This is a genomic window from Agrobacterium salinitolerans (genome assembly GCF_027498475.1).
Taxonomy (GTDB): domain Bacteria; phylum Pseudomonadota; class Alphaproteobacteria; order Rhizobiales; family Rhizobiaceae; genus Agrobacterium; species Agrobacterium salinitolerans.
In genome coordinates this window covers 218,628-240,194 of sequence record NZ_JAPZLN010000005.1, presented here as the reverse complement: position 1 = coordinate 240,194, position 21,567 = coordinate 218,628, and the positions used below count along the sequence as shown (strand labels likewise).

Below are 21,567 nucleotides of genomic sequence, written 5' to 3'. Positions count from 1 at the left end.
CGAATCTGCGTCCGACGCAAATCGTCCGGCCAGCGCCGCTGAGGTTGCCTGCGGCGCTTTGGGGGCATCGAATGTGCCGTTTCAGCGGGCGGCGGCCAACCGGCATTTTGCCGGCAAAGCGGCCTGAAACATGCGACTTTTCGTTGCCTTCTCTGCCTTCAGTGCGGTGTCGCCCAGCAGGCGTGCCCGAGACATTTCCCCTTGCTCATTTTCATATGGCCACGCCAGCCTTGCCGCGTGCGCCACGCCGGAGACGCTGACATGACTGCCGCACACGCAAACGCCCTCCTCTCGGTCGAAGGCCTGAGCGTCGAATTTGGCAACAGCCGCGTCGTGGACGATATCTCCTTCCGCGTCGAGCCCGGCCGCACGGTCGCGGTCGTCGGCGAATCCGGATCAGGAAAATCGGTCACCTCGCTTTCCACCATGCGACTTGCGGACATGATGGGCGCGACCTACCCCACCGGCAAAATCCTGTTTGAAGGCAAGGACTTGCTGAAGGCGTCGCAGAAAGAAATGCGCTCGATCCGCGGCAAGGAGATCGCCATGATCTTCCAGGAGCCGATGACCTCGCTCAACCCTGTCTTCACCATCGGCGACCAGATATGCGAAGTGCTTGTGCTGCATGAGAAAATGGGCAAGCAGGCGGCGATGGCGCGGGCGCAGGAGCTTCTCGAAATGGTGCGCCTGCCCGATGCGGCAGAACTTCTGAAACGGTATCCACACCAGCTTTCCGGCGGCATGCGCCAGCGCGTGATGATCGCCATGGCGCTCGCCTGCCGGCCGAAGCTTCTGATCGCCGACGAGCCGACGACAGCGCTTGACGTCACCATTCAGGCGCAGATCCTCAACATCATGCGCGACCTGCAAAAGAAGCTCGGCATGGGCATGGTCTTCATCACCCACGATATGGGCGTGGTGGCGGAAATGGCCGATGACGTGGTCGTCATGTGGAAGGGCAAGAAGGTGGAGGAAGGTCCGGTCAAGGATATATTCGCCAATCCGCAGCACCCTTACACGCGCGCCCTGCTCTCCGCCGTTCCGCGTCTCGGCAGCATGGAAGGCGAAGAGTTTCCCAAGCGCCTGCCGCTCACGGTGTTGCAAGATGGCCAGCCGGTCGTGGTTGGTGAAGAGCGCGTGCAAAACACTGCGAAATATGACGCGAAGCCGCTGCTGTCGGTGAAGGACCTGTTCGTGCGTTTCGATATCCGCAAGAACCTGTTCGGCAAGGCGACCCATCGCCTCAGCGCCGTGCAGAAGGTCAGCTTCGATATTCACGCCGGCGAAACGCTGGCACTGGTGGGCGAATCCGGTTCCGGCAAATCCACCATCGGCCGCACCATCCAGCAGCTGCAGACGGCGGTATCGGGCGAAATTGCCTTCAATGGCCGCAGCTATTCTGAAATGTCGGCGGCGGAGCGCTTTCGCATGCGCCAGGAAGTGCAATATATCTTCCAGGATCCCTTCGCCTCGCTCGATCCGCGCAAGACGGTCGGTTTCTCGATTGCCGAACCGATCAACACCCATGGTTTGATCAATGATCAAACGGCCGTACGCCGGCGTGTGGATGAATTGCTGGAGCGCGTGGGCCTCTCCTCCGAACATGCCGCACGGTACCCGCACGAATTTTCCGGCGGCCAGCGCCAGCGCGTCTGCATTGCCCGTGCGCTGGCTTCCGACCCGAAGCTCATCATTGCAGACGAAGCGCTGTCGGCGCTCGATGTCTCCATTCAGGCGCAGATCATCAATCTGTTCATGGATTTGCAGGCCGAACGTGGCCTCGCCTATCTGTTCATCAGCCATGACATGGCTGTCGTGGAAAAGATGAGCCATCGTGTGGCCGTGCTTTATCTCGGCCAGATCATGGAAATGGGCAGCCGCCGGCAGGTCTTCGAAACGCCGACGCATGATTATACCCGCCGCCTGCTGTCGGCCGTGCCGGTCGCCGATCCGACCATCGAGCGCCGCATCGCCATGATCGAGGGCGAAATCCCCAATCCCGTGCGCCGTGTCGGTGATGAGCCGGCCATTCTCGCCCATGAGGAAATCAATCCGGGCCACTTCATCGCGAAGAGCGCCTGAATAACAACCAGAACCGCAACCATCTGAAGAGGAACAGGTAGATGACAATAATCAAGAAGGGGATGACGACAACGTTCGTCGCGCTTGCCATGGCCGCATCGGCCTTGACCGCCGCACCGGCTCTTGCCGCCGGCAAGATGACCATTTCCAGCCCGCAGGACCCGGGCAGCTGGGATCCGATCGACACTTTCCTCGTGCAATGGGCTGCCGTCGCCACCAACATCTTCGACGGCCTGACCTATCGCGGCCCGGACCTGAAACTCGTGCCCGGCCTTGCCGAATCCTGGGAAGAGCTGGATGAGGGCAAGCGCATCCGCTTCAAGCTGCGCCAGAACGTCAAGTTCCACAATGGCGAGCCCTTCAACGCCGCCGCGGTCAAGTTCACCTTCGAGCGCCTTCTCGGCGAACAGGGTGCCAAGGGCCCGCAGCGCTCCAACTATGTCGCCATCGAAAGCGTCGATGTCATCGATGACTACACGGTGGACATGAAGCTGAAGGCGCCGGATCCGGTGCTGCTGACCAAGCTTGCCGGTTATGGCGGCATGATCGTTCCGCCGAAGTACATTCAGGAAAAGGGCGAGGACAACTTCAACCTCAACCCGGTTGGCACCGGCGCGTTCAAATTCGTTTCCTACGCACCGAAGACCAACATCAAGCTGGAGGCCAATGCCGACTACTGGGGCGGTGCGCCAAAACTTTCCGAACTCGAATATCGCTTCATTTCCGAGCCGGCGACCGCCGTTGCCGAATTGCAGGCCGGCCGCGTCGATCTCGTCATTCCGCCCACCATCCCGATCGGCATGATCCCGGTTATCCAAGGCGATTCCAAGCTGGAGATTGTCAGCGTGCCCGGCCCGACGGTCGATGCGCTGCGTTTCAACACCCGTGATGGCATCACCGCCGATCCGAAGGTGCGCAAGGCCATCATCATGGCCGTCGACCGTGGCACCATCGTCAAGTCGATCCTCGCCGGTCAGGCCTCCGAGATTGCAAGCTTCCAGAGCGCGCTGTCCTTCGGTTACGATCCGGAGCTGAAGCCGCTGCCCTACGATCCGGAAGGTGCAAAGAAGCTTCTTGCGGAAGCCGGCGTCAAGCCCGGTGCGGCGCTCCAGATCGATATCCGTGGCAATGACGCGACGATGAACGAGGTGGCGCAGGTCATTTCCAGCTATCTGTCCATGGTCGGCATCACCGCCACCATCAAGCCCTATGAGACCAACGTTCTCCTGAACGACATCATCCCGCAGGGCAAGACCGGCGCGATGTTCCAGCAGAAATGGGGCGGCTGGACCTTCGATTACGACAACACGGCCTATTCCATGTATCACTCCGGTGAAAAGTGGAACCCTTACGACAAGGACGAGAAGCTGGACAAGATGCTGGAATCCCAGCGTCCGCTGACCGACCGTGCCGAGCGCGAAAAAATCCTCAAGGAAATCGGCAGCTACACCGCCGAACGCGCGCTCGAAATCCCGCTTTACAACACCAATGCCATTTACGGCATCAACAAGCGGGTCAAGGGTTTTGTGGCACCGCCGGATAACCGCCTGAAGCTGACCGACGTCACCGTCGAATAATCAGGCTGGTTTTTCTGATCAACACACCTTGCCCGCCGCAATGCGGGCAAGGTCGGGTCTCTCTTCAAGGTAAAAAACGTGGCCGGTTTCCTCATCAAGCGATTGCTGCAGGCGATTTTTGTCGTCATCGCCATCACCCTTCTCGTTTCCTTCGCCATCCGCCTCACCGGTGACCCCGCCGTCACCATGTTCCAGGGCGGTGGCAGCATGACGGAAGACGATCTGGCGCGCATCCGCGCAGCGCTCGGCACCGACCGGCCCTTCTTCGTGCAATATTTCAGCTTCCTGAAGGGTCTCGTGACGCTCGATTTCGGCCGCAGCTTCACCGGCAGCACGCCCGTCTCGCGCCTGATCGCAGATGCCCTGCCCGCAACGCTTCTCCTCGCCTTCATCTCCATGGCGGTCTCGATTGCGCTGTCGATCCCGCTCGGCATCAAGGCCGCTACCTCGCGCGGCAAGACGGCCGATCAGGTGATCCGCATCTTCTCGCTCGTCGGCCTGTCATTCCCGAATTTTTGGCTGGCCACCATGCTGGTGCTCTTGTTCTCCATCACGCTCGGCTGGCTGCCGCCAAGCGGTATGGGCGGTTTTGCCAGCTACATCATGCCCGCCGTCACCATGGGCGTCATCCTGACGGCTACCAATGTGCGGCTGGTGCGCACGGCCATGCTGGATACGCTGCGCTCGCAATATGTCATGGTGGCGCGCGCAAAGGGGCTGAGCGAAAATAAGGTTCTCTACAAGCACGCGCTGCGCAATTGCGCCATTCCGCTCATCACCTATTTTGGCCTGCAATTCGGCGGGCTGCTCGGCGGCATCGTCGTCATTGAGCGCGTCTTCAACTGGCCGGGCCTCGGCACGCTGGCCTTCGACGCCGTCGGCGCGCGTGATTATCCCGTGCTTCAGGCCGTCATCACCGTGCTGTCGCTGATGATCGTCGGCATCAACCTTCTGGTCGATATCGCCTATGGCCTTGTCGATCCGCGCATCCGCACGGAGTAAGTGACGATGGCTGCCAAAACCTCGCGTCTTTCGCGCTTCACCAATCTCGAATTCGTCCTCGGCGCGTCGCTGACGACAATCATCTGCCTTGCCGTCATCTTTTCCGACGTGCTGTTTCCGGGCGGGGCCGACAAGATCGACCTCATGGCGCGCCTTGCCAAGCCGTTTGCCAATGCCGCCCATCCGCTCGGCACCGATCCGCTGGGGCGTGACGTGCTCGCGCGCGTCGTCGCCGGCGGCAAGATCTCGCTGCTGGTCGGCTTCACCTCCGTCATCGGCGCTGTCATCTTCGGCGTCGCGGTCGGACTGGTGGCCGGTTATTATCGCGGGTTCTGGGACATGCTGGTCATGCGCTTTGCCGATATCCAGCTCGCCATGCCCTTCATCCTGCTCGCCATCACCTTCATCGCCATTGTCGGCGGCAGCCTCACCAACACCATCATCCTCCTGATCGTCTCGCAATGGGTGCAATATGCCCGCCTCGTGCGCGGCTCGGTGCTGACGCTTCGGGAGCGGGAATTTATCCTTTCCGCCCGCGCTATCGGCGTGAAGGACTGGCGCATCATTCTCCAGCACCTGCTGCCGAACCTCATCGGCCCTGTCATCGTGCTGATGACGCTCAATGTCGCCAACAACATCCTGCTCGAAAGCAGCCTCACCTTCCTCGGTCTCGGCGTCGATCCGACCATTCCGAGCTGGGGCGGCATGCTGGCGGATGGACGGACCTATCTGCAAACCGCATGGTGGGTCAGCGTCTTCCCGGGTCTTGCTATCCTTCTGACGGTGCTTGGCCTCAACCTTCTCGGTGACTGGCTGCGCGACAGCCTCGACCCCACCGGCAGAACCTCGAGGTAACAGCGATGAGCCAGATTTTCGACCAGACTTTCGAACGCACGCTGGATACGCTTCTTGCCAATGCCGAACCCGGCCAGTCCTTCGAGGCATGGAGCTTCGATGACGCCAAAAGCCGTCGCGAAGCCGAAAACCGGCTGAAGAAAAAAGGTGTCAGCGCCCGCATCCGCAGCGCTTACAAGCCGCTTCTCTTCACCTTTCTGGAAGAGATCAGCCTCGATGGCGTCGACACCATCGAGGTGCGTTACCCGGTGCACGCCAGCGCGCCGGCCAACCGTTTCCGGTTGGAGGCCTATCCGCTGGCGGCGCTGGTGGGCGATACGAAGATCGACTTCATCGCCCGAAAAGACGACGAGTTCCATTATGATGTTACCCTGAGCCGCAACGGCAAGACGGAAACCCTGAAGGTTCTGGCGCCGAACCGGGTTCACACCGATATCGTCGGCGAAACCAACGTCTCTCCCACCGGCTGGTTCCGGCCTGCCGGCAACGCTTCAGGTGAGCGGCTGGAGACGGATTTCGAACGGCTTTTCGAAGCGGCGATCCAAGCCGTCGCCGACCATGGCTGGGGTGACAACGAGCCCTATTTCGAAGAACTGAACATTCGCGTCACGCATCCAGCCGAAGATCTGCCGCTGGCGGTTGGCGACGAAGTCGTCAGCCTGCGCGAAGCCCTGCATGAAGATTTCTATTTCTCGCTCTTGGAGTTCTTCCAGAAAAAATCCGGCCGCCCGCTTGGCGACCGGGGACTGAAGCCCGGCCAGATCGTACCGGAAATCGTCAAAAGCGAGGGCGAAGTCTCCGTCCGCATCGAGGCCCGCAGGCTCACCACCGTCTTTCTCGATGGTCGCGAACAGGAGATCGATACAGCCAGCGAACCGGTTGCGGCAGGCCAGCTCACGAAGCTGCTTGAAGAAATCGGCGGCGAGGCATTCGAGGCGCGCTCTCGTTCCGGCCGTATTCTTGCCGCCCGGTATGTCGCCGGCAGCGATGCCGCCGTGATGATCAGCGGCGGTCAGCACCCTAACGAGACCACAGGCATCGTCGGCGCCATCCGGGCCGCCCGCAGGCTCGCCGGACGCAAGGGCGCGCATTTCACCATTTCGCCGCTGGAAAATCCGGATGGTTACGCCCTGCATCAACGGCTGAGAGCCGACAATCCGCGCCACATGCATCACGCAGCGCGTTACACGGCGCTCGGCGACGATCTCGAATATCGCACGCTGGAAAATTCAGGCAGCCATATCAACGAGAAGGAAATCCGCTTCAAGGCGCAGGACATCAGCGGTGCCAGCCTGCATGTGAACCTGCACGGTTATCCATCTCACGAATGGACCCGACCGCTTTCCGGTTATGTACCGCGCAATTTCGCCATGTGGACGCTACCGAAGGGTTTCTTCCTCATCATCCGCCACCACGCGGACTGGGAAAGGCAGGCCGAGGCCCTGCTCGACCGGGTGACCCGCCATCTCGGCGCCATTCCCGGCCTGCTCGACTACAACAACCGACAGATCGCACTTTATGAAATCCACGCCGGTGAAACCGGTTTTCGCATCATCAACGGCTTCCCGTGCCTGTCCTCCGTCGACGACCGCCACACCGTGCCGATGACGCTGATCACCGAATATCCAGACGAGACAATCTACGGCAACGATTTCATCACCGGCCACACCGCACAGATGGAAACGGTTCTCTCCGCCTATGATGCCTGGCAGGAAATCCTGTCACCACAGGTCGCCTGATAGAGCCAGTCGGAGGCGGCGGGAGCAAAAGCGGCGGGAAAAGGCGATAACAAGTCAAACCCGATCAAGCAGGAAGCGGAGCGGTTTTGCATGGTAAGGGCGTGAACCACAGGAGACCCCATGCCCGCTCTCGACAAGCTCATCTGGCAGATCGAAACCGATCTGCACAAGGACCTGACATTGACGGTCCTGTCCGATCGCTGCGCAATCAGTACACATCACATGTGCCGGTTGTTCCAGCTTTCCACCGGCCTGTCGATCATGTCCTACGTCCGGGCACGCCGCCTTTCCAGGGCGGCAGAAACCATCGCGCTGTGCGATGGCGACATCCTCACCGCAGCACTTGATGCGGGATACGGGTCCCATGAGGCGTTCACGCGAGCCTTTGCGAATTATTTCAATGCATTACCGAGCACTGTTCGCAAGGCCCGATCAACCTCGTCCCTTGATCTCATGGAGCCATTAAAAATGAAAACCGACATGTTCGTCGAAGTCCAGCCGCCGGAAATACGCCGTGCCGACGCCTTTATGGTTGTGGGTCTCAGTACCCCGTGCTCACTGGAGAATAACAGCACCATTCCCGCCCTCTGGCAGCGCTTCAATCTGCGCGAAAGCGAGGTCGAGGAGGTGGTATCCGGGGCCGCCTACGGAGTGTGCAGCGCCGCCGATGAAGCCGGCAACTGCACCTATCTCGCCGGCGTCCAGGCGCTGAAAACAACACCGGGCATGGATCATATCGAGTTGCCCGCACAATCCTACGCGGTCTTCACCCATAACGGACACATCTCGGATCTTCCACGAACGGTCTACACGATCTGGAACAAGGCGCTGCCCGATGCCGGACTGAAAACCGCCGACTCTCCCGATTTCGAACGTTATGACCGGCGCTTCAATCCTGAGACCGGGCGGGGAAGCGTGGAAATCTGGATACCCGTCATCGCCTGAAACAATGGCCTGTAAAGACCATATGCTCCAGCCAGCGTTGGGGCATATGGCGCATGGGCCGCCGCCCAACCGGAGACGGTCCGCCTATTTTGCCGACGCGGCGGTGGCGAGCTTCTGGTCCCGCTGCTTCTGCAGCAGCTTCTTGCCCTTGCTGAGAATATGCAAGTTGGCGGCATCCAGCTTGTTATAGGCAGCCTGGATGATATCGAGATCGGAGACATGCCCGACCGCTGCGAGCTTGTACATGACGTCTCCGACGGCGACGTCGATGGTCGGCGCAGGCGTGGTGGCGACGTCCCGCGCGGCGGCTTGAACACCCTCCGCCGTTCCGCCCATGCCGAGATAGAGCGTGAGCGCCTTGCGAAGAAACGCCTCGCGGCGTTCGATCTTGTTGTTGAGTATACTTTCGCCGACGCGATTACGCATCAGCTCAACGGCTCTGTTTTGATATTCGCTCATCAGACACCAAATAAAGTTCAGAAATATTCTTCGCGAGGCTACGAACAATCCCCTTAAAACTGGTTAAGGCGTGGCGTTCGCCTTCGCGTGAACACCATTGCGCACCGAGTTTACCCGAAGCTGTTTTCCCGCGTCTGAAACGACCGGCGACGGAACCGGTTTGAAAATCTTTCAGGCGGCGTTATTGTCCTTTCCGGTTTGGGGCGGGGCGCAACAAAGCCGTTATTGATAACCGTCAGGTTATTTATACCCCCCCTTATTTCATTTTACTTTGGCCGCCGCACTCATCAATCTGACAGCCTGGATCGGTGGACGGGAGCCACGGATCAATTGGGAGGAAGTCATGAAAATGCGGATCACCGCCGCCATCGCGGCCATTTGTTTTAGTTCCGTTGCCTATGCCGATACGATCAAGGTGGGTGTAGTCGGTCCGTTCTCCGGCCCCTTCGCGTTGCAGGGCAAGAACTTCAAGGCCGGCATCGACGCCTGGTTCGCCCTTCACGGCAACAAGGTCGGCGACGATACGGTTGAAATCGTCTATCGCGATGTTCCGCAGGCCGATCCGGCGCAGTCCAAGGCGCTGGCGCAGGAGCTGGTGGTCAAGGAAGGCGTGCAATATCTCGCCGGCTTTTATTTCACCCCCGACGCCATGGCGGTTACGCCGCTTCTGAAGCAGGGCAATGTGCCGATGGTCATCATGAATGCCGCCACTTCGGCCATCGTGACCAAGAGCCCCTATGTGGTGCGCACCTCGTTCACCACCTGGCAGACCTCCACCCCCATCGCCAAGGTGGCCTTTGACGGCGGCGTGAAGAAGGTCATTTCGCTGGTCAGCGATTACGGCCCGGGCGTCGACGCCGAAAACGCCTTCAAGGCAGCCTTCACCGCCGCTGGCGGCGAAGTGGTGGAAACCATCCGCATGCCGCTTTCCACCAATGATTTCAGCCCGATCATGCAGCGCGTGAAGGATTCCGGCGCTCAAGGCGTCTTCGCCTTCCTGCCGTCGGGCCCGACCACGCTCGGCTTCGTCAAGGCCTTCAACGATAACGGCCTGAAATCTTCAGGCGTCAAACTTTTCGCACCGGGTGATCTGACACAGGAATCCGATCTGCCGGCGCTCGGCGAGGCAGCACTCGGCATGCAGACGACCTTCCATTACGCTGTCTCGCATGATTCCGCTGAGAACAAGACCTTCGTGGAAGCCGCCACCAAGGCGATCGGCAATCCGAAGGAACTGTCCTTCCCTTCCGTTGGCGCCTTTGACGGCATGTACGTCATCAGCAAGATGATCGAGGCCACCGGCGGCAAGCAGGATGCGGAAAAGGCGGTGGACGCGGTAAAGGGTCTTTCCTGGACAAGCCCGCGTGGCCCGGTCAGCATCGATCCGGAAAGCCGCCACATCACGCAGAACATCTATCTGCGCGAAGTGGCCAAGGGCGATGACGGCAATTATTACAACAAGGAAGTCCAGACCTTCGAAAAACAGGGTGATCCGGGCCTCGCCGCCGCGAAGTAAAGAACAGTTTTGACGACGTTGTCGGGTCGCCAATAGCGGCCCGTCTCCGGCCCGGATGGGCATTGCAGCACCGGGAGGAGCTTTTCAGCATGCAGACGGTCTTCAGCATCCTTGTCGATGCGCTTGCCTATGGCATGGTCCTGTTCATCATCTCCATCGGCCTTTCGGTCACGATGGGGCTGATGCGGGTGGTCAATCTGGCGCATGGCGCTTTCGCCATGATCGGCGGTTACCTCGCCTCCTATGCCGCCCACGGCCTCGGTCTCGGTTACGCCGTGGCGATCCTCGTCGCCATCGTCGGCACCATCGTCATCGCCATTCCGCTCGAACGTTTCCTCTATCGCCGCATCTATGGCGCGCCGGAGCTGACGCAGGTGCTAATGACCATCGGCATCACGTTTTGCATCATCGGCATCGCCAATTTCGTCTTTGGCCCAACGCTGAAGACCATTCCCTTGCCGCAGCAACTAGCCGGCCCCACCGATCTCGGCTTCCGCACCATCGCCACGCACCGCATCTTCGCCATTGCCTGTGGGCTGGCCGTGGCCGGAGCATTGTGGTTCACCTTCGAAAAGACGGCCTTCGGCATCAAGCTGCGCGCAGCCGTCGATAATGCCGCCATGGCGGCCGCACTCGGCGTGCGCACCGAAATCATCTACGCCGTCAGCTTTGCCATCGCCGTCGGCCTTGCCGCCATGGGCGGCGTCATCGGCGCGGAACTTTTGCCGGTCGAACCCTATTATGCGCTGCGCTACATGGTGACCTTCCTAGTGGTGGTCTCGGTTGGTGGCGCAGGCTCCATTCCCGGCGCGCTGATCGCCTGTCTTCTGCTCGGCGCGATCGACACGACCGGGCGGTATCTTGCTCCTGAATATGGCGAATTCTTCTTTTACCTGGCGGTCATCGTGATCATCACGCTGTTCCCGCGCGGCCTTCTTGGAAGGGCGAAATGAGATGGCGGTGCTCATGAACGACGTGACTGAAACGGCAGAGATCCCGAAGGCGCGCTCACCGCTGCGCACGCTTGCGGGACCGCTCCTCATCATTATGGCCGCGATTGCCGGTTATTATCTGTTTCCGGATAACCTGGCGCTTCTGACCCGCATCATCGCCATCGCGCTGCTGGTGCTGTCGATTGATCTTGTTACCGGCTATTGCGGCGTCGCGACACTTGGCCATGCCGCGCTCTTCGGCGCGGGCGCCTATGCCGCCGGCATTGCCGCGGCCCATTTCGAGATCACCGATCCGCTACTGATGACCTTGGTCGGCGCAGGCGCGGGCGGCGTGGCCGGGTTGGTCTCCGGCACCGTTCTCTTGCGCGCCCACGGCCTGCCGCAGCTCGTTCTTTCCATCGCCGTCATTCACCTGTTCCACGAGGCCGCCAACAAAGCCTCCGGCTGGACCGGCGGCAGCGACGGGCTATCGGGCGTCTCTCCCGACGCCCTGTTCGGCACTTTCGAATTCGATCTTTTTGGCCGCACCGCCTATATCTATGGCGTCTGTCTGCTGCTCCTCGTGTTCCTCGCCCTCAAGGTGGTGGTCAATTCGCCCTTCGGCATGCTGTGCCGCGGCGTCAAGCAGGACAGCATCCGCATCCAGGCCATGGGCGGTTCGGTCAATGGCACTATTTTGAAGATGTTCGTCATATCGGGCATCGTCGCCGGCATTGGCGGCGCGCTGAACGCCATCTCCACCCAGGTCGTCGGTCTCGACAGCCTCAGCTTCACGCTTTCAGCCGAAGGGCTGGTCATGCTGGTGCTCGGTGGCGCAGGTTCGCTTTACGGGGCGCTGATCGGCACCGTCACATTCATGTGGTTCGAGGATGTGGTTTCCGCCGCCAACCCGTTCCACTGGCTCACCATTGTCGGCCTGCTGCTGATTGCCGTCGTGCTGTTTGCGCCGCGCGGGCTTTATGGCGCGGGTGAAGACATCATTGCGCGCATTCGTGGAGGTCGCAAATGAGCGCCATTTTCGAAGTCTCCGGCCTCAAGAAAAATTTCGGCGGCCTCGTCGTTACCAATAATGTGTCGATGTCGCTTTCGCCGGGAGACCGCACGGTGCTGATCGGCCCCAATGGCGCCGGCAAGACCACCTTCGTCAATCTTGTCACCGGCAATATCAAGCCCTCGGCCGGAACGGTGCGCATCGCCGGCGAGGATGTGACCGGCCTCAGCGCCAGCCAGCGGGTGAAGCGCGGCCTCGTCCGTTCGTTCCAGGTCACAAGGTTGTTTCAGGACATGACGCCGGAGGAACATGTGGCGCTTGCCATTCTCCAGCGCGAAGGCAAGACGGGCCGGATTTTCGGCCGATACCGCGCCATGCCCTCGGTCATGAGCGAAGCCCGCGACATTCTCGGCACGCTCGGCCTTTTGGCGCTTGCCGAAACTCGGGTGCGCGAAATCGCCTATGGCCAGCAGCGTCTGATCGAGATCGCGCTTGCCATGGCGCTTCGCCCGAAAATCCTGCTGCTCGACGAACCCGCCGCCGGCGTGCCTTCCACGGAAACGGCGCGCATCGAACAGGCGCTCGACCGGCTGCCGGCTGATCTCGCCATATTGATGATCGAACACGACATGGATCTGGTTTTCCGGTTTGCCAAACGTGTGGTGGTGCTCGCCGCAGGCGCCGTCATCTTCGACGGCTCGCCTGATGACGTCACCAGCAATGCGGAAGTCCGCCAAGCCTATCTGGGAAGTTACGCCGATGCCCGCAGCGCCGCTTGAAATCACCAATCTCACCGCCGGTTACGGCCCGACAAGGGTCATCGAGGGCCTGTCGCTTTCCGTGCCGTCGGGCTCGCGTTTTGCCGTGCTCGGCCGCAATGGCGTCGGCAAGACCAGCCTCTTTGCCACGCTGGCCGGCCAGACGAAACGCTTCACCGGCGATATCCGCATCGGTGGGCAGGACATCGCCGCTTTGCCGAGTGCCGCCCGCGCCAAAGCCGGCCTCGGTTACGTGCCGCAGACGCGGGATGTATTCCCGACGCTTACCGTCGAGGAGAACCTGTTTGTTGGCCTCAAGTCTCGGCCAAAATCGGCCATCGAGGAAGCCTACACGCTGTTTCCGCGCCTCAAAGAGCGCCGCCGCAATCTCGGCTCGCAGCTCTCCGGCGGCGAACAGCAGATGCTTTCCACGGCCCGCAGCATTCTTGGCCAGCCGCGCGTGCTGCTGCTCGACGAACCGCTCGAAGGTCTCGCTCCCGTCATCTGCGAGGAGCTGATGGCGGCCTTCTCCAAGCTCGCCCAATCCGGCGAAATGACCATCCTCCTCGTCGAACAGCGCATCCAGATGGCCATCGACTTCGCCGACCACGCCATCATCATGGAACGCGGCCGCATCGTCTGGGAAGGGCCATCCAGCGATCTTGCGGAAAACCCGGATATTATCGATACGCATCTCGGAGTTGGCGGGCTGCACTAATTTGAAACGCTATTCACCCTCAGCCCGTCACTCCGGCTTTGCATCGGAATGACGGAAGCAATGCCACGCGAGCACCACCCGGCCTCATTTACCGTTTCCTAAAAAACCCAATGGAATAAAAATTCCACTGCAGTTAAAGTGCACACGATTTCAGTCCGCACGAAGGAACGACAATGACGGCAATCGAGGCGCCAGAATCCGTAAAGGCTTTTGAGGAGCGGCTGCTCCAGGTCGCGGAGGGTTTGCCGAAACGATTGCGGCAATGCGCCGATTATGTCGCTTCCAATCAGGATCGCATCGCCGTTTCCACCGTCGCCGAAATGGCGGAAGGGGCGGGCGTGCAGCCTTCAGCCTTCATGCGGTTTTGCCAGATCATGGGCTTTTCCGGCTTTTCTGAAATGCAACGGCTGTTCCGTGATTCCTATGTCGGCGGTTGGCCGGATTACGCCACGCGGCTCGACCATCTGCGTGAAAAGGGCGATGAAAGCGCTTCCGGCCTGCTGGCGGAATTCGTGGAGGCCGGCCGTTCCTCGCTGGAAATGCTGCTCAAATCGGTCGACACGAAGCAGCTTGATGAGGCGGTTTCAGCGCTCTCCCAGGCGCGCACCGTACATATCATCGGTTTGCGCCGCTCCTTCCCCATCGCCAGCTATCTGGCCTACGCCTTCGAGAAGATGAAGGTGCCGGCGGTTCTGCACAGTGCGGTTGGCGGGCTCGGCAACATCAGCGCCATTTCCCGCGACGACGCGCTGATCGCCATCACCTTCTCGCCCTATTCCACTGAGACGCTGGAGCTTGCGGAAAACGCCCGCGCCAACGGTATTCCGGTCGTGGCGCTTTCCGATTCCGCGGTCAATCCGCTCCGGAAATCCGGTGCAACACTTCTGACGGTGACGGAAATCGATTTCGGCGCATTCCGATCGCTTTCGGCCACGCTCTGTCTCGCCATCACGCTGGCGGTTGCTGTCGGAACACGCAAGACGGCCTGAATATTTTTATTGAAAATGGAAAAAATAGAATTTATGATCCAAATCCATGAAACGGGCATTCCACGACTGTCCGTCTCGTGACGGGACAAGTGAGCGGAGGAGGCTCACCCGAGCGGGATGGCGACAACTGGCGGCATGGTTGCCTGATCCGCTCGACACATATGAGGCAGACCGCGCCAGCGTGCGGTGCTAAGGAGGAACCTTTTGAAAAAACTTGATCTTATCACGATCGGGCGCTCGTCTGTCGACCTTTACGGTTCGCAGGTCGGCGGCCGTCTGGAGGACATGGCCTCCTTTGCCAAATATATCGGCGGCTCTCCCACCAACATTGCAGCCGGTGCTGCACGCCTTGGATTGAACAGCGCGGTCATTACGCGTGTGGGTGACGAACATATGGGCCGTTTCATCCGCGAACAGCTGGTGCGCGAAGGCGTCGATGTGCGCGGCGTGAAGACGGACCCGGAGCGGCTGACGGCGCTCGTGCTGCTCGGCATTCGCGACCAGAACCAGTTTCCGCTGATTTTCTATCGTGAGAACTGTGCCGACATGGCGCTCAGCGAAGACGACATCGATCCCGCCTTCATTGCCGAGGCTGGCTGCATCTGCGCCACCGGCACGCATCTGTCGCATCCGAAGACGGAAGCAGCCGTGCTGAAGGCGCTGAAACTCGCCCGCGAAAATGGCGCGAAGACCGCGCTCGATATCGATTACCGGCCCAACCTCTGGGGTGTCGCCGGCCATGGCGATGGCGAAAGCCGCTTTGTGGAATCGCAGAAGGTCACCGCCAAGCTGCAATCCACCCTACATCTCTTCGATCTGATCGTCGGCACCGAGGAAGAATTCCACATTGCCGGCGGCTCCACCGATACGCTGACCGCACTGAACGCCGTGCGCAAGGTGTCCAACGCGACGCTGGTATGCAAGCGCGGTCCGATGGGGGCTTCAGTCTTCACCGGCGATATTCCCGCAAGCCTGGACGATGGCGAGACGGGCGAAGGTTTTCCGATCGAGGTCTTTAACGTTCTCGGCGCGGGCGATGGTTTCATGGCCGGGCTGTTCCGCGGCTGGCTGCGCGGCGAGGATTGGCCGACGACGCTGAAATACGCCAATGCCTGTGGCGCCTTTGCCGTTTCCCGCCACGGCTGCACGCCCGCCTATCCGAGCTGGGAAGAGCTGCAATATTTCTTCAAGGCCGGCATTCGCAACAAGGCGCTGCGCAAGGACGAGGCGCTGGAGCAGGTGCATTGGTCGACCAACCGCAAGGGCGACTGGGACACGATGCGCGTCTTCGCCTTCGATCACCGCATGCAACTGGAGGCCATCGCCGACGAGCTTGGCGTCAAGCACGAGCAGATCGGCGCTTTCAAGAAGCTATGCCTTCAGTCCGCGCAGCAGGTTGCCGGCGACAGGCCGGGTTACGGCATTCTCTGCGATGGCCGCCTCGGGCGCGATGCACTCTTTGCCGCCAGCGGCTCCGGCCTGTGGATCGGTCGCCCGGTGGAATGGCCGGGTTCGCGCCCGCTGACGCTGGAACCCGAACTCGGCAAGGATTTCGGCGGGCTTTCCGAATGGCCGCTGGAAAATGTCGTCAAGGTTCTGTGCTTCTATCACCCGGATGATACCGACGAGATGCGTGCCGCGCAGGAGGAGACGGTAATGCGTCTGTTCCAGGCGACCCGCCGCAACCGGTTGGAAATGCTGCTCGAGGTCATTCCCTCCAAGGTCGGCCCGACAGATGATCTGACCGCCGCGCGCATCATCGAACGCTTCTACGAGATCGGCATCTACCCCGACTGGTGGAAGCTGGAGCCGATGAAGACTCGCGCGGCATGGAAAAATGCCTGCGACGCCGTGCACAGCAACGATCCTTACGTGCGGGGCATCGTCGTTCTCGGCCTTGACGCACCGCAAAGCGAGTTGGAGGAGAGCTTCCGCCTTGCCGCCGGTTTCGATCTGGTCAAGGGTTTCGCCGTTGGCCGCACGATTTTCGCCGACGCCGCGCGGGGTTGGCTCGGTGGCAAGATCACCGATGAGGAAGCGGTGAAGGACATGGCGCAGCGCTATACCAGCCTGTGCCGTATATGGGATGAGGCGCGCGCCAAAAAGGGAGAGGCAGCGTGAAGACAATCAGATTGACGGCTGCGCAGGCTATGGTTCGTTACCTCGCCGCGCAGATGAATGAACATGGCGAGACCTATATTGCCGGTGTCTGGGCCATCTTCGGCCATGGCAATGTCGCCGGCATCGGCGAGGCACTTTATGGCATTCGCGAGGAACTGCCGACTTATCGCGGCCAGAACGAGCAATCGATGGCCCATGCGGCCATCGCCTATTCCAAGCAGCTGCGCCGCCGGCGCGCCATGGCGGTCACCTCCTCCATCGGCCCCGGCGCTGCCAACATGGTAACGGCAGCAGCGCTTGCGCATGTCAACCGCCTGCCGGTTCTGCTGATCCCCGGCGATGTTTTCGCCAATCGCGGTCCCGATCCGGTCTTGCAGCAGCTCGAAGATTTCGGCGACGGCACGATGACGGTCAATGACTGCTTCCGCCCGGTCAGCCGTTATTTCGACCGCATCATGCGCCCGGAACAGTTGCTGACGGCGCTTCCCCGCGCCATGCGCACCATGACGGACCCGGCCGATTGCGGCCCCGTCACGCTCGCGTTCTGCCAGGATGTGCAGGCGGAAGCCTATGATTACCCTGTCAGCTTCTTCGAAAAGCGAGTCTGGCGTCAGCGCCGCCCCGAGCCGGATATGGTGGAATTCGAAGAGGCCGTCGCCGCGCTGAGGGCCGCGAAGAACCCGATCATCGTTGCCGGCGGCGGCGTGCATTTTGCCGGCGCAACCGACACGTTGAAGCGCTTTGCCGAAACCCACTCCATTCCTGTCGTCGAAACGCAGGCCGGTAAATCGGCATTGGCGTGGGATCACGATCTCAATTTCGGTCCCGTCGGCGTGACCGGTGCGGAAAGCGCTAATATCATCAGCGAAAAAGCCGATCTGGTCTTTGGCGTCGGAACGCGTTTTCAGGATTTCACCACCGGCTCCTGGGCGCTGTTCAAGAATCCGAACCGCAAAATCCTGGCGCTCAACGTTCAGCCCTATGACAGCGCCAAGCACGATGCGATCAGCCTGACGGCCGATGCCAAAATCGGGCTTGAAAAACTCTCCGCAGCGCTCGGTAGCCATCGTTTTGCGGCGCCCGATGCGGGCCTCAAGGCAGCATGGTTCGAAAAGGCCGATGCCGATACCGCCGCACCGGGCGAGGACCATGCCAACAGCCTGCCCACCGACATGCAGGTGATCGGCGCCGTCCAGCGCCAGTCGCGTGACAATACCGTCGTCATGTGCGCGGCCGGCACCATGCCGGGCGAGCTGCACCAACTGTGGAAATCCAAGCTGCCGCTTTCCTATCACATGGAATACGGCTTCTCCTGCATGGGTTACGAGGTGGCTGGCGGCCTTGGCATCAAGATGGCGGAACCGGACCGCGACGTGATCGTCATGGTCGGCGACGGTTCCTACATGATGATGAATTCCGAGCTTGCGACATCGGTTGCCATGGGCGTGAAGATCACGCTCGTCATCACCGACAACAGGGGCTATGGCTGTATCAACCGGCTGCAGATGGAAACCGGCGGCGCGGAGTTCAACAATCTCTACGCCCACACCAACGTCAATCCGATCGCTATCGACTTTGCCGCCCATGCCGGCTCGATGGGAGCGGATGCGCGCAAGGTTTCCACCATCGCGGAGCTGGAAGACGCGCTCGCAGCCGCGCGCGCCTCCACCCGCACGACTGTCATCGTCATCGATACCGACCCTTATCCGACCCCGCAGGCCGGCGGTCACTGGTGGGATGTGGCGGTACCCGAAGTTTCTGACCGCGCCGAAATCGGACCGGCGCGCGCGCGCTACGAAAACCATATCAAGGAAAGACAGTAAGATGATCCGTTACGGCACCAACCCGATTGCCTGGTCCAATGACGACGACCGGACGCTGGGTGCGCATATCAGCCTGGAACAATGCCTCGATGAAACCGCAAAGATCGGCTTTGACGGCATCGAAAAGGGCCACAAGTTTCCGACCGACCCGGAGGGTCTGAAGGGCGTGCTTTCGCCGCGCGGCCTCTCCTTCGTCTCCGGTTGGCATTCGCTGAACCTCCTGACCGACGACATCGAATCCGAAAAGAAGGCAATGCAGCCGGCGCTCGATCTCCTGAAGGCCATGGGCTCGAAGGTCATCATCGTCTGCGAAACCTCCAACGCCATCCACGGCGCCGATGACACGGCGCTGGTCGACCGTCCGCGCCTTGCCGCTGAAGATTGGGCCAAGTTCGGCGCGGGTGTCGAGGCGCTGGCCACCTTTGCCGCGGAACAGGGCATCACCCTCGTCTATCATCACCACATGGGAACCGTGGTCGAGAGCGAAGAGGAGATCGATCTCCTGATGAAGCATACCGGTCCGAAGACCCATCTGCTGCTCGATACCGGCCATTGCCTGTTCGGCGGCGGCGACCCCGTCCGCGTCGCGCAGAAATACATGGGCCGCGTCGGCCATATCCACGCCAAGAACGTGCGCCCAGTCATTGCCGAGCAGGTTCGGAACGAGCGGCTTTCCTTCCTCGAAGGCGTTCGCCGCGGCGTATTCACCGTGCCAGGTGACAGCGAGGGCGGCGTGAACTTCTCAGCCGTGCTGAAAATTGCCGCCGAGCACAATTACAGCGGCTGGCTGGTGATCGAGGCCGAACAGGACCCTGATGTGCGCAATCCATTTGAATATCAGAGCCTCGGGCTGAAATCGCTGAAGGCTTTTGCACGCGAGGCGGGGCTGGACAAGGCAGAGGCTGCTTGAAGCCTTTTCTCCCTCATTCCTGTGCTCGTCACCGGGATGAGCGAAACGCGGGAATAGCCGCCCGATAAATTGAACGACTGACCAAAAAAGGGAACACCACCATGACCTCACTTCTGCGCAAGCCGGTCGCGACCAGCGGCAAGGTGCACGATATCACGCCCCAAAGCGCGGATTGGGGTTATGTCGGTTTCGGCCTTTACCGCCTGAAGCCGGGCGAAACGGCGGCGGAAAACACCGGCGATACGGAAGTCATCCTCGTGCTGGTCGAAGGCAAGGCGACGATTTCCGCAGGCGGTAAGGACTTCGGCGAACTCGGCGACCGCATGAATGTATTCGAGCGCAAGCCGCCGCACTGCGTTTATGTTCCCGCCGGCTCCGAATGGTCGCTGACCGCCACGACGGACTGCACAATCGGTGTCTGCACCGCGCCCGGCGAAAAAGGCAACCGCGAGGCGCAGCAGATTGGCCCCAATGGCGTGCAGCTGACCGAGCGCGGCAAGGGCGCCAACACGCGTTACATTTTCCCCATCGCCATGGAAGAGCGCGATGTGGCCGACAGCCTGCTGGTGACGGAAGTTTTCACCCCGTCGGGCAACTGGTCGTCCTATCCGCCGCACCGGCATGATGAGGATAATTACCCCGACATGACCTATCTGGAAGAAACCTATTATCACCGGCTCAACCCGGCGCAGGGTTTCGGCTTCCAGCGCGTCTTCACCGAAGACGGCTCGCTTGATGAGACCATGGCGGTATCGGATGGCGATGTCGTGCTCGTTCCCAAGGGCCATCACCCCTGTGGTGCACCCTATGGTTACGAGATGTATTACCTGAACGTGATGGCCGGGCCGATGCGCAAATGGCGGTTCAAGAACCATCCCGATCATGACTGGATTTTCAAGCGCGATAATCCCTGACCGCTATTTTCACTTTAAATTTTGGGAGGAATGACCATGGCCGCTCTTGGCGTGGGCCTTATCGGCACCGGTTACATGGGCAAATGCCACGCGCTTGCGTGGAACAACGTCACCAGCGTCTTCGGCGATGTGGAACGCCCCCGCCTCGTGACGCTCGCGGAAGTCAACCCGGAGCTTGCTGCCAAAAAAGCAGCGGAGTTCGGTTTCGTCCGTTCCACGGGCAACTGGCGCGATCTGCTGGCAGACCCGGAGATCGACGTCATCTCCGTCACCACACCGAACGCCTTCCACCCCGAAATGGCGATTGCCGCCCTTGAGGCTGGCAAACATGTCTGGTGCGAAAAGCCGATGGCGCCTGCCTTTACTGACGCGGTGAAGATGCGCGATGCCGCTCGCCGGTCCGGCAAGGCAGCGGCGATGGGCTACAACTACATCCAGAACCCCGTCATCCGCCATATCCGCCGCCTGATCGACGAAGGCGCCATCGGCAAGGTCTATCACGTCCGGGCCGAAATGGACGAGGACTTCATGGCAGACGCGACCCAGACCTTCTACTGGAAGAGCGAGGCATCCTCCGGTTACGGTGCGCTGGATGATTTCGCCGTGCATCCGTTGTCACTGCTCTTCGCCCTCTTCGGCCACGCGCAAAGCGCCATCACCGACATGGTCAAACCTTACGAAACCCGCCCGCTTGCCGGCGGTGGCGAACGTGCGGTCGAGACGCATGATCTTGCCAGCGTTCTCTTGAAGCTGGAAGGCGGCATTTCAGCCGTGCTGATCGCCAACCGCTCCGCGTGGGGCCGCAAGGGCCGCATCGCCATCCAGATTTACGGCTCCACCGGCTCCATCCTGTTCGATCAGGAGCGAATGAACGAATTCCAGCTCTACACCACGGACGGACGCCCGGAAGAACAGGGCTTTAGAACCATTCTCACCGCCCCCCACCACAAGCCCTACGACCGCTTCATCCCAGCCCCCGGCCACGGCCTCGGCTTCAACGATCTGAAAGTGATCGAATGCCGGGAACTGATAGCGTCCATAGAAGGCAAGAAGGCCCATATCATCGATTTCGACGAAGGGCTGAAGATCGAGCGCAGCATTCACGCCATGGCCCGGTCATTTGCAGAAGGGCGCTGGGTGGCGACGGAGGAAATTGCGGAATAGGGGCAGATAGGGGGTGAGCGCTACGCTCACCTCCTTCGTCATGCTCGGACC

General features: G+C 60.7%; 18 protein-coding genes. 17 read left to right on the top strand and 1 reads right to left on the bottom strand.

The window, feature by feature from the left end; genetic code table 11:
• Nucleotides 1-261: 261 nt before the first annotated feature.
• From O9X91_RS18780 to O9X91_RS18755, 6 genes are all read left to right on the top strand, one after another.
• Nucleotides 262-2,082, top strand: a complete 1,821-nt coding sequence (locus O9X91_RS18780; protein ID WP_142913117.1) for an ABC transporter ATP-binding protein — start codon at nt 262-264, stop codon at nt 2,080-2,082.
• 41 nt (nt 2,083-2,123) lie between these two features.
• A complete protein-coding gene (locus O9X91_RS18775) occupies nt 2,124-3,659 on the top strand; it encodes an ABC transporter substrate-binding protein (protein ID WP_077984037.1) in 1,536 nt (511 codons plus the stop codon).
• 78 nt (nt 3,660-3,737) lie between these two features.
• The gene (locus tag O9X91_RS18770) at nt 3,738-4,661 is read left to right on the top strand and encodes an ABC transporter permease (protein ID WP_003519820.1); all 924 of its coding nucleotides are present in this window, start codon (nt 3,738-3,740) and stop codon (nt 4,659-4,661) included.
• A gap of 6 nt (nt 4,662-4,667) precedes the next feature.
• Nucleotides 4,668-5,516, top strand: a complete 849-nt coding sequence (locus tag O9X91_RS18765; RefSeq protein ID WP_077984038.1) for an ABC transporter permease — start codon at nt 4,668-4,670, stop codon at nt 5,514-5,516.
• 5 nt (nt 5,517-5,521) lie between these two features.
• A complete protein-coding gene (locus tag O9X91_RS18760) occupies nt 5,522-7,255 on the top strand; it encodes a M14 family metallopeptidase (RefSeq protein WP_269834363.1) in 1,734 nt (577 codons plus the stop codon).
• Between the two features lie 120 nt (nt 7,256-7,375).
• Nucleotides 7,376-8,200 carry an AraC family transcriptional regulator gene (locus tag O9X91_RS18755; RefSeq protein ID WP_077984040.1) on the top strand — a complete coding sequence of 275 codons (825 nt, stop codon included), beginning with the start codon at nt 7,376-7,378 and terminating at the stop codon, nt 8,198-8,200.
• An 84-nt stretch (nt 8,201-8,284) separates the two neighbouring features.
• Here O9X91_RS18755 and O9X91_RS18750 read toward each other — a convergent pair whose 3' ends face one another.
• Nucleotides 8,285-8,659, bottom strand: coding sequence for a hypothetical protein (locus O9X91_RS18750; RefSeq protein WP_077984041.1), 375 nt, complete (start codon nt 8,657-8,659; stop codon nt 8,285-8,287).
• 343 nt (nt 8,660-9,002) lie between these two features.
• Here O9X91_RS18750 and O9X91_RS18745 point away from each other — a divergent pair, with 343 nt between their 5' ends.
• From O9X91_RS18745 to O9X91_RS18695, 11 genes are all read left to right on the top strand, one after another.
• Nucleotides 9,003-10,175 (top strand): ABC transporter substrate-binding protein, encoded by a 1,173-nt coding sequence (locus tag O9X91_RS18745; protein WP_142913123.1) that lies wholly within the window; start codon nt 9,003-9,005, stop codon nt 10,173-10,175.
• Nucleotides 10,176-10,264: 89 nt separating this feature from the next.
• Nucleotides 10,265-11,128: a branched-chain amino acid ABC transporter permease gene (locus tag O9X91_RS18740; RefSeq protein ID WP_077984042.1), complete on the top strand. Its 864-nt coding sequence runs from the start codon at nt 10,265-10,267 to the stop codon at nt 11,126-11,128.
• A gap of 1 nt (nt 11,129) precedes the next feature.
• Nucleotides 11,130-12,137: a branched-chain amino acid ABC transporter permease gene (locus O9X91_RS18735; protein WP_269833808.1), complete on the top strand. Its 1,008-nt coding sequence runs from the start codon at nt 11,130-11,132 to the stop codon at nt 12,135-12,137.
• Nucleotides 12,134-12,898, top strand: a complete 765-nt coding sequence (locus tag O9X91_RS18730) for an ABC transporter ATP-binding protein (RefSeq protein WP_080793880.1) — start codon at nt 12,134-12,136, stop codon at nt 12,896-12,898. Before O9X91_RS18735 ends, O9X91_RS18730 begins: the two co-directional genes overlap by 4 nt.
• The gene (locus O9X91_RS18725; protein ID WP_142913126.1) at nt 12,879-13,595 is read left to right on the top strand and encodes an ABC transporter ATP-binding protein; all 717 of its coding nucleotides are present in this window, start codon (nt 12,879-12,881) and stop codon (nt 13,593-13,595) included. The genes O9X91_RS18730 and O9X91_RS18725 overlap by 20 nt, the downstream gene beginning before the upstream one ends.
• A 173-nt stretch (nt 13,596-13,768) precedes the next feature.
• Nucleotides 13,769-14,584 (top strand): MurR/RpiR family transcriptional regulator, encoded by an 816-nt coding sequence (locus tag O9X91_RS18720; protein ID WP_142913128.1) that lies wholly within the window; start codon nt 13,769-13,771, stop codon nt 14,582-14,584.
• Nucleotides 14,585-14,788: 204 nt separating this feature from the next.
• A complete protein-coding gene (locus O9X91_RS18715) occupies nt 14,789-16,705 on the top strand; it encodes a bifunctional 5-dehydro-2-deoxygluconokinase/5-dehydro-2-deoxyphosphogluconate aldolase (RefSeq protein WP_142913130.1) in 1,917 nt (638 codons plus the stop codon).
• The gene (gene iolD, locus O9X91_RS18710; RefSeq protein WP_142913132.1) at nt 16,702-18,528 is read left to right on the top strand and encodes a 3D-(3,5/4)-trihydroxycyclohexane-1,2-dione acylhydrolase (decyclizing); all 1,827 of its coding nucleotides are present in this window, start codon (nt 16,702-16,704) and stop codon (nt 18,526-18,528) included. The genes O9X91_RS18715 and iolD overlap by 4 nt, the downstream gene beginning before the upstream one ends.
• A 1-nt stretch (nt 18,529) precedes the next feature.
• Entirely contained in the window at nt 18,530-19,438 is a 909-nt protein-coding gene (gene iolE / locus O9X91_RS18705) for a myo-inosose-2 dehydratase (protein WP_142913134.1), read from the top strand.
• Between the two features lie 101 nt (nt 19,439-19,539).
• The gene (gene iolB / locus O9X91_RS18700; RefSeq protein WP_077984050.1) at nt 19,540-20,352 is read left to right on the top strand and encodes a 5-deoxy-glucuronate isomerase; all 813 of its coding nucleotides are present in this window, start codon (nt 19,540-19,542) and stop codon (nt 20,350-20,352) included.
• Nucleotides 20,353-20,388: 36 nt separating this feature from the next.
• On the top strand, nt 20,389-21,516 hold the full coding sequence (locus O9X91_RS18695) for a Gfo/Idh/MocA family protein (protein ID WP_142913136.1): 1,128 nt from the start codon (nt 20,389-20,391) through the stop codon (nt 21,514-21,516).
• Nucleotides 21,517-21,567: the final 51 nt, after the last annotated feature.

Excerpts from the sequence above, each read along its gene's own strand:
- iolE (WP_142913134.1), top strand. The coding sequence starts at position 18,530 with ATGATCCGTTACGGCACCAACCCGATTGCCTGGTCCAATGACGACGAC.
- O9X91_RS18735 (WP_269833808.1), top strand. The coding sequence starts at position 11,130 with ATGGCGGTGCTCATGAACGACGTGACTGAAACGGCAGAGATCCCGAAG.
- O9X91_RS18755 (WP_077984040.1), top strand. The coding sequence starts at position 7,376 with ATGCCCGCTCTCGACAAGCTCATCTGGCAGATCGAAACCGATCTGCAC.
- O9X91_RS18780 (WP_142913117.1), top strand. The coding sequence starts at position 262 with ATGACTGCCGCACACGCAAACGCCCTCCTCTCGGTCGAAGGCCTGAGC.
- O9X91_RS18695 (WP_142913136.1), top strand. The coding sequence starts at position 20,389 with ATGGCCGCTCTTGGCGTGGGCCTTATCGGCACCGGTTACATGGGCAAA.
- O9X91_RS18725 (WP_142913126.1), top strand. The coding sequence starts at position 12,879 with ATGCCCGCAGCGCCGCTTGAAATCACCAATCTCACCGCCGGTTACGGC.
- O9X91_RS18720 (WP_142913128.1), top strand. The coding sequence starts at position 13,769 with ATGACGGCAATCGAGGCGCCAGAATCCGTAAAGGCTTTTGAGGAGCGG.
- O9X91_RS18740 (WP_077984042.1), top strand. The coding sequence starts at position 10,265 with ATGCAGACGGTCTTCAGCATCCTTGTCGATGCGCTTGCCTATGGCATG.
- O9X91_RS18750 (WP_077984041.1), bottom strand. The coding sequence starts at position 8,659 with ATGAGCGAATATCAAAACAGAGCCGTTGAGCTGATGCGTAATCGCGTC.
- O9X91_RS18745 (WP_142913123.1), top strand. The coding sequence starts at position 9,003 with ATGAAAATGCGGATCACCGCCGCCATCGCGGCCATTTGTTTTAGTTCC.
- O9X91_RS18775 (WP_077984037.1), top strand. The coding sequence starts at position 2,124 with ATGACAATAATCAAGAAGGGGATGACGACAACGTTCGTCGCGCTTGCC.
- O9X91_RS18730 (WP_080793880.1), top strand. The coding sequence starts at position 12,134 with ATGAGCGCCATTTTCGAAGTCTCCGGCCTCAAGAAAAATTTCGGCGGC.
- O9X91_RS18765 (WP_077984038.1), top strand. The coding sequence starts at position 4,668 with ATGGCTGCCAAAACCTCGCGTCTTTCGCGCTTCACCAATCTCGAATTC.
- iolB (WP_077984050.1), top strand. The coding sequence starts at position 19,540 with ATGACCTCACTTCTGCGCAAGCCGGTCGCGACCAGCGGCAAGGTGCAC.
- O9X91_RS18760 (WP_269834363.1), top strand. The coding sequence starts at position 5,522 with ATGAGCCAGATTTTCGACCAGACTTTCGAACGCACGCTGGATACGCTT.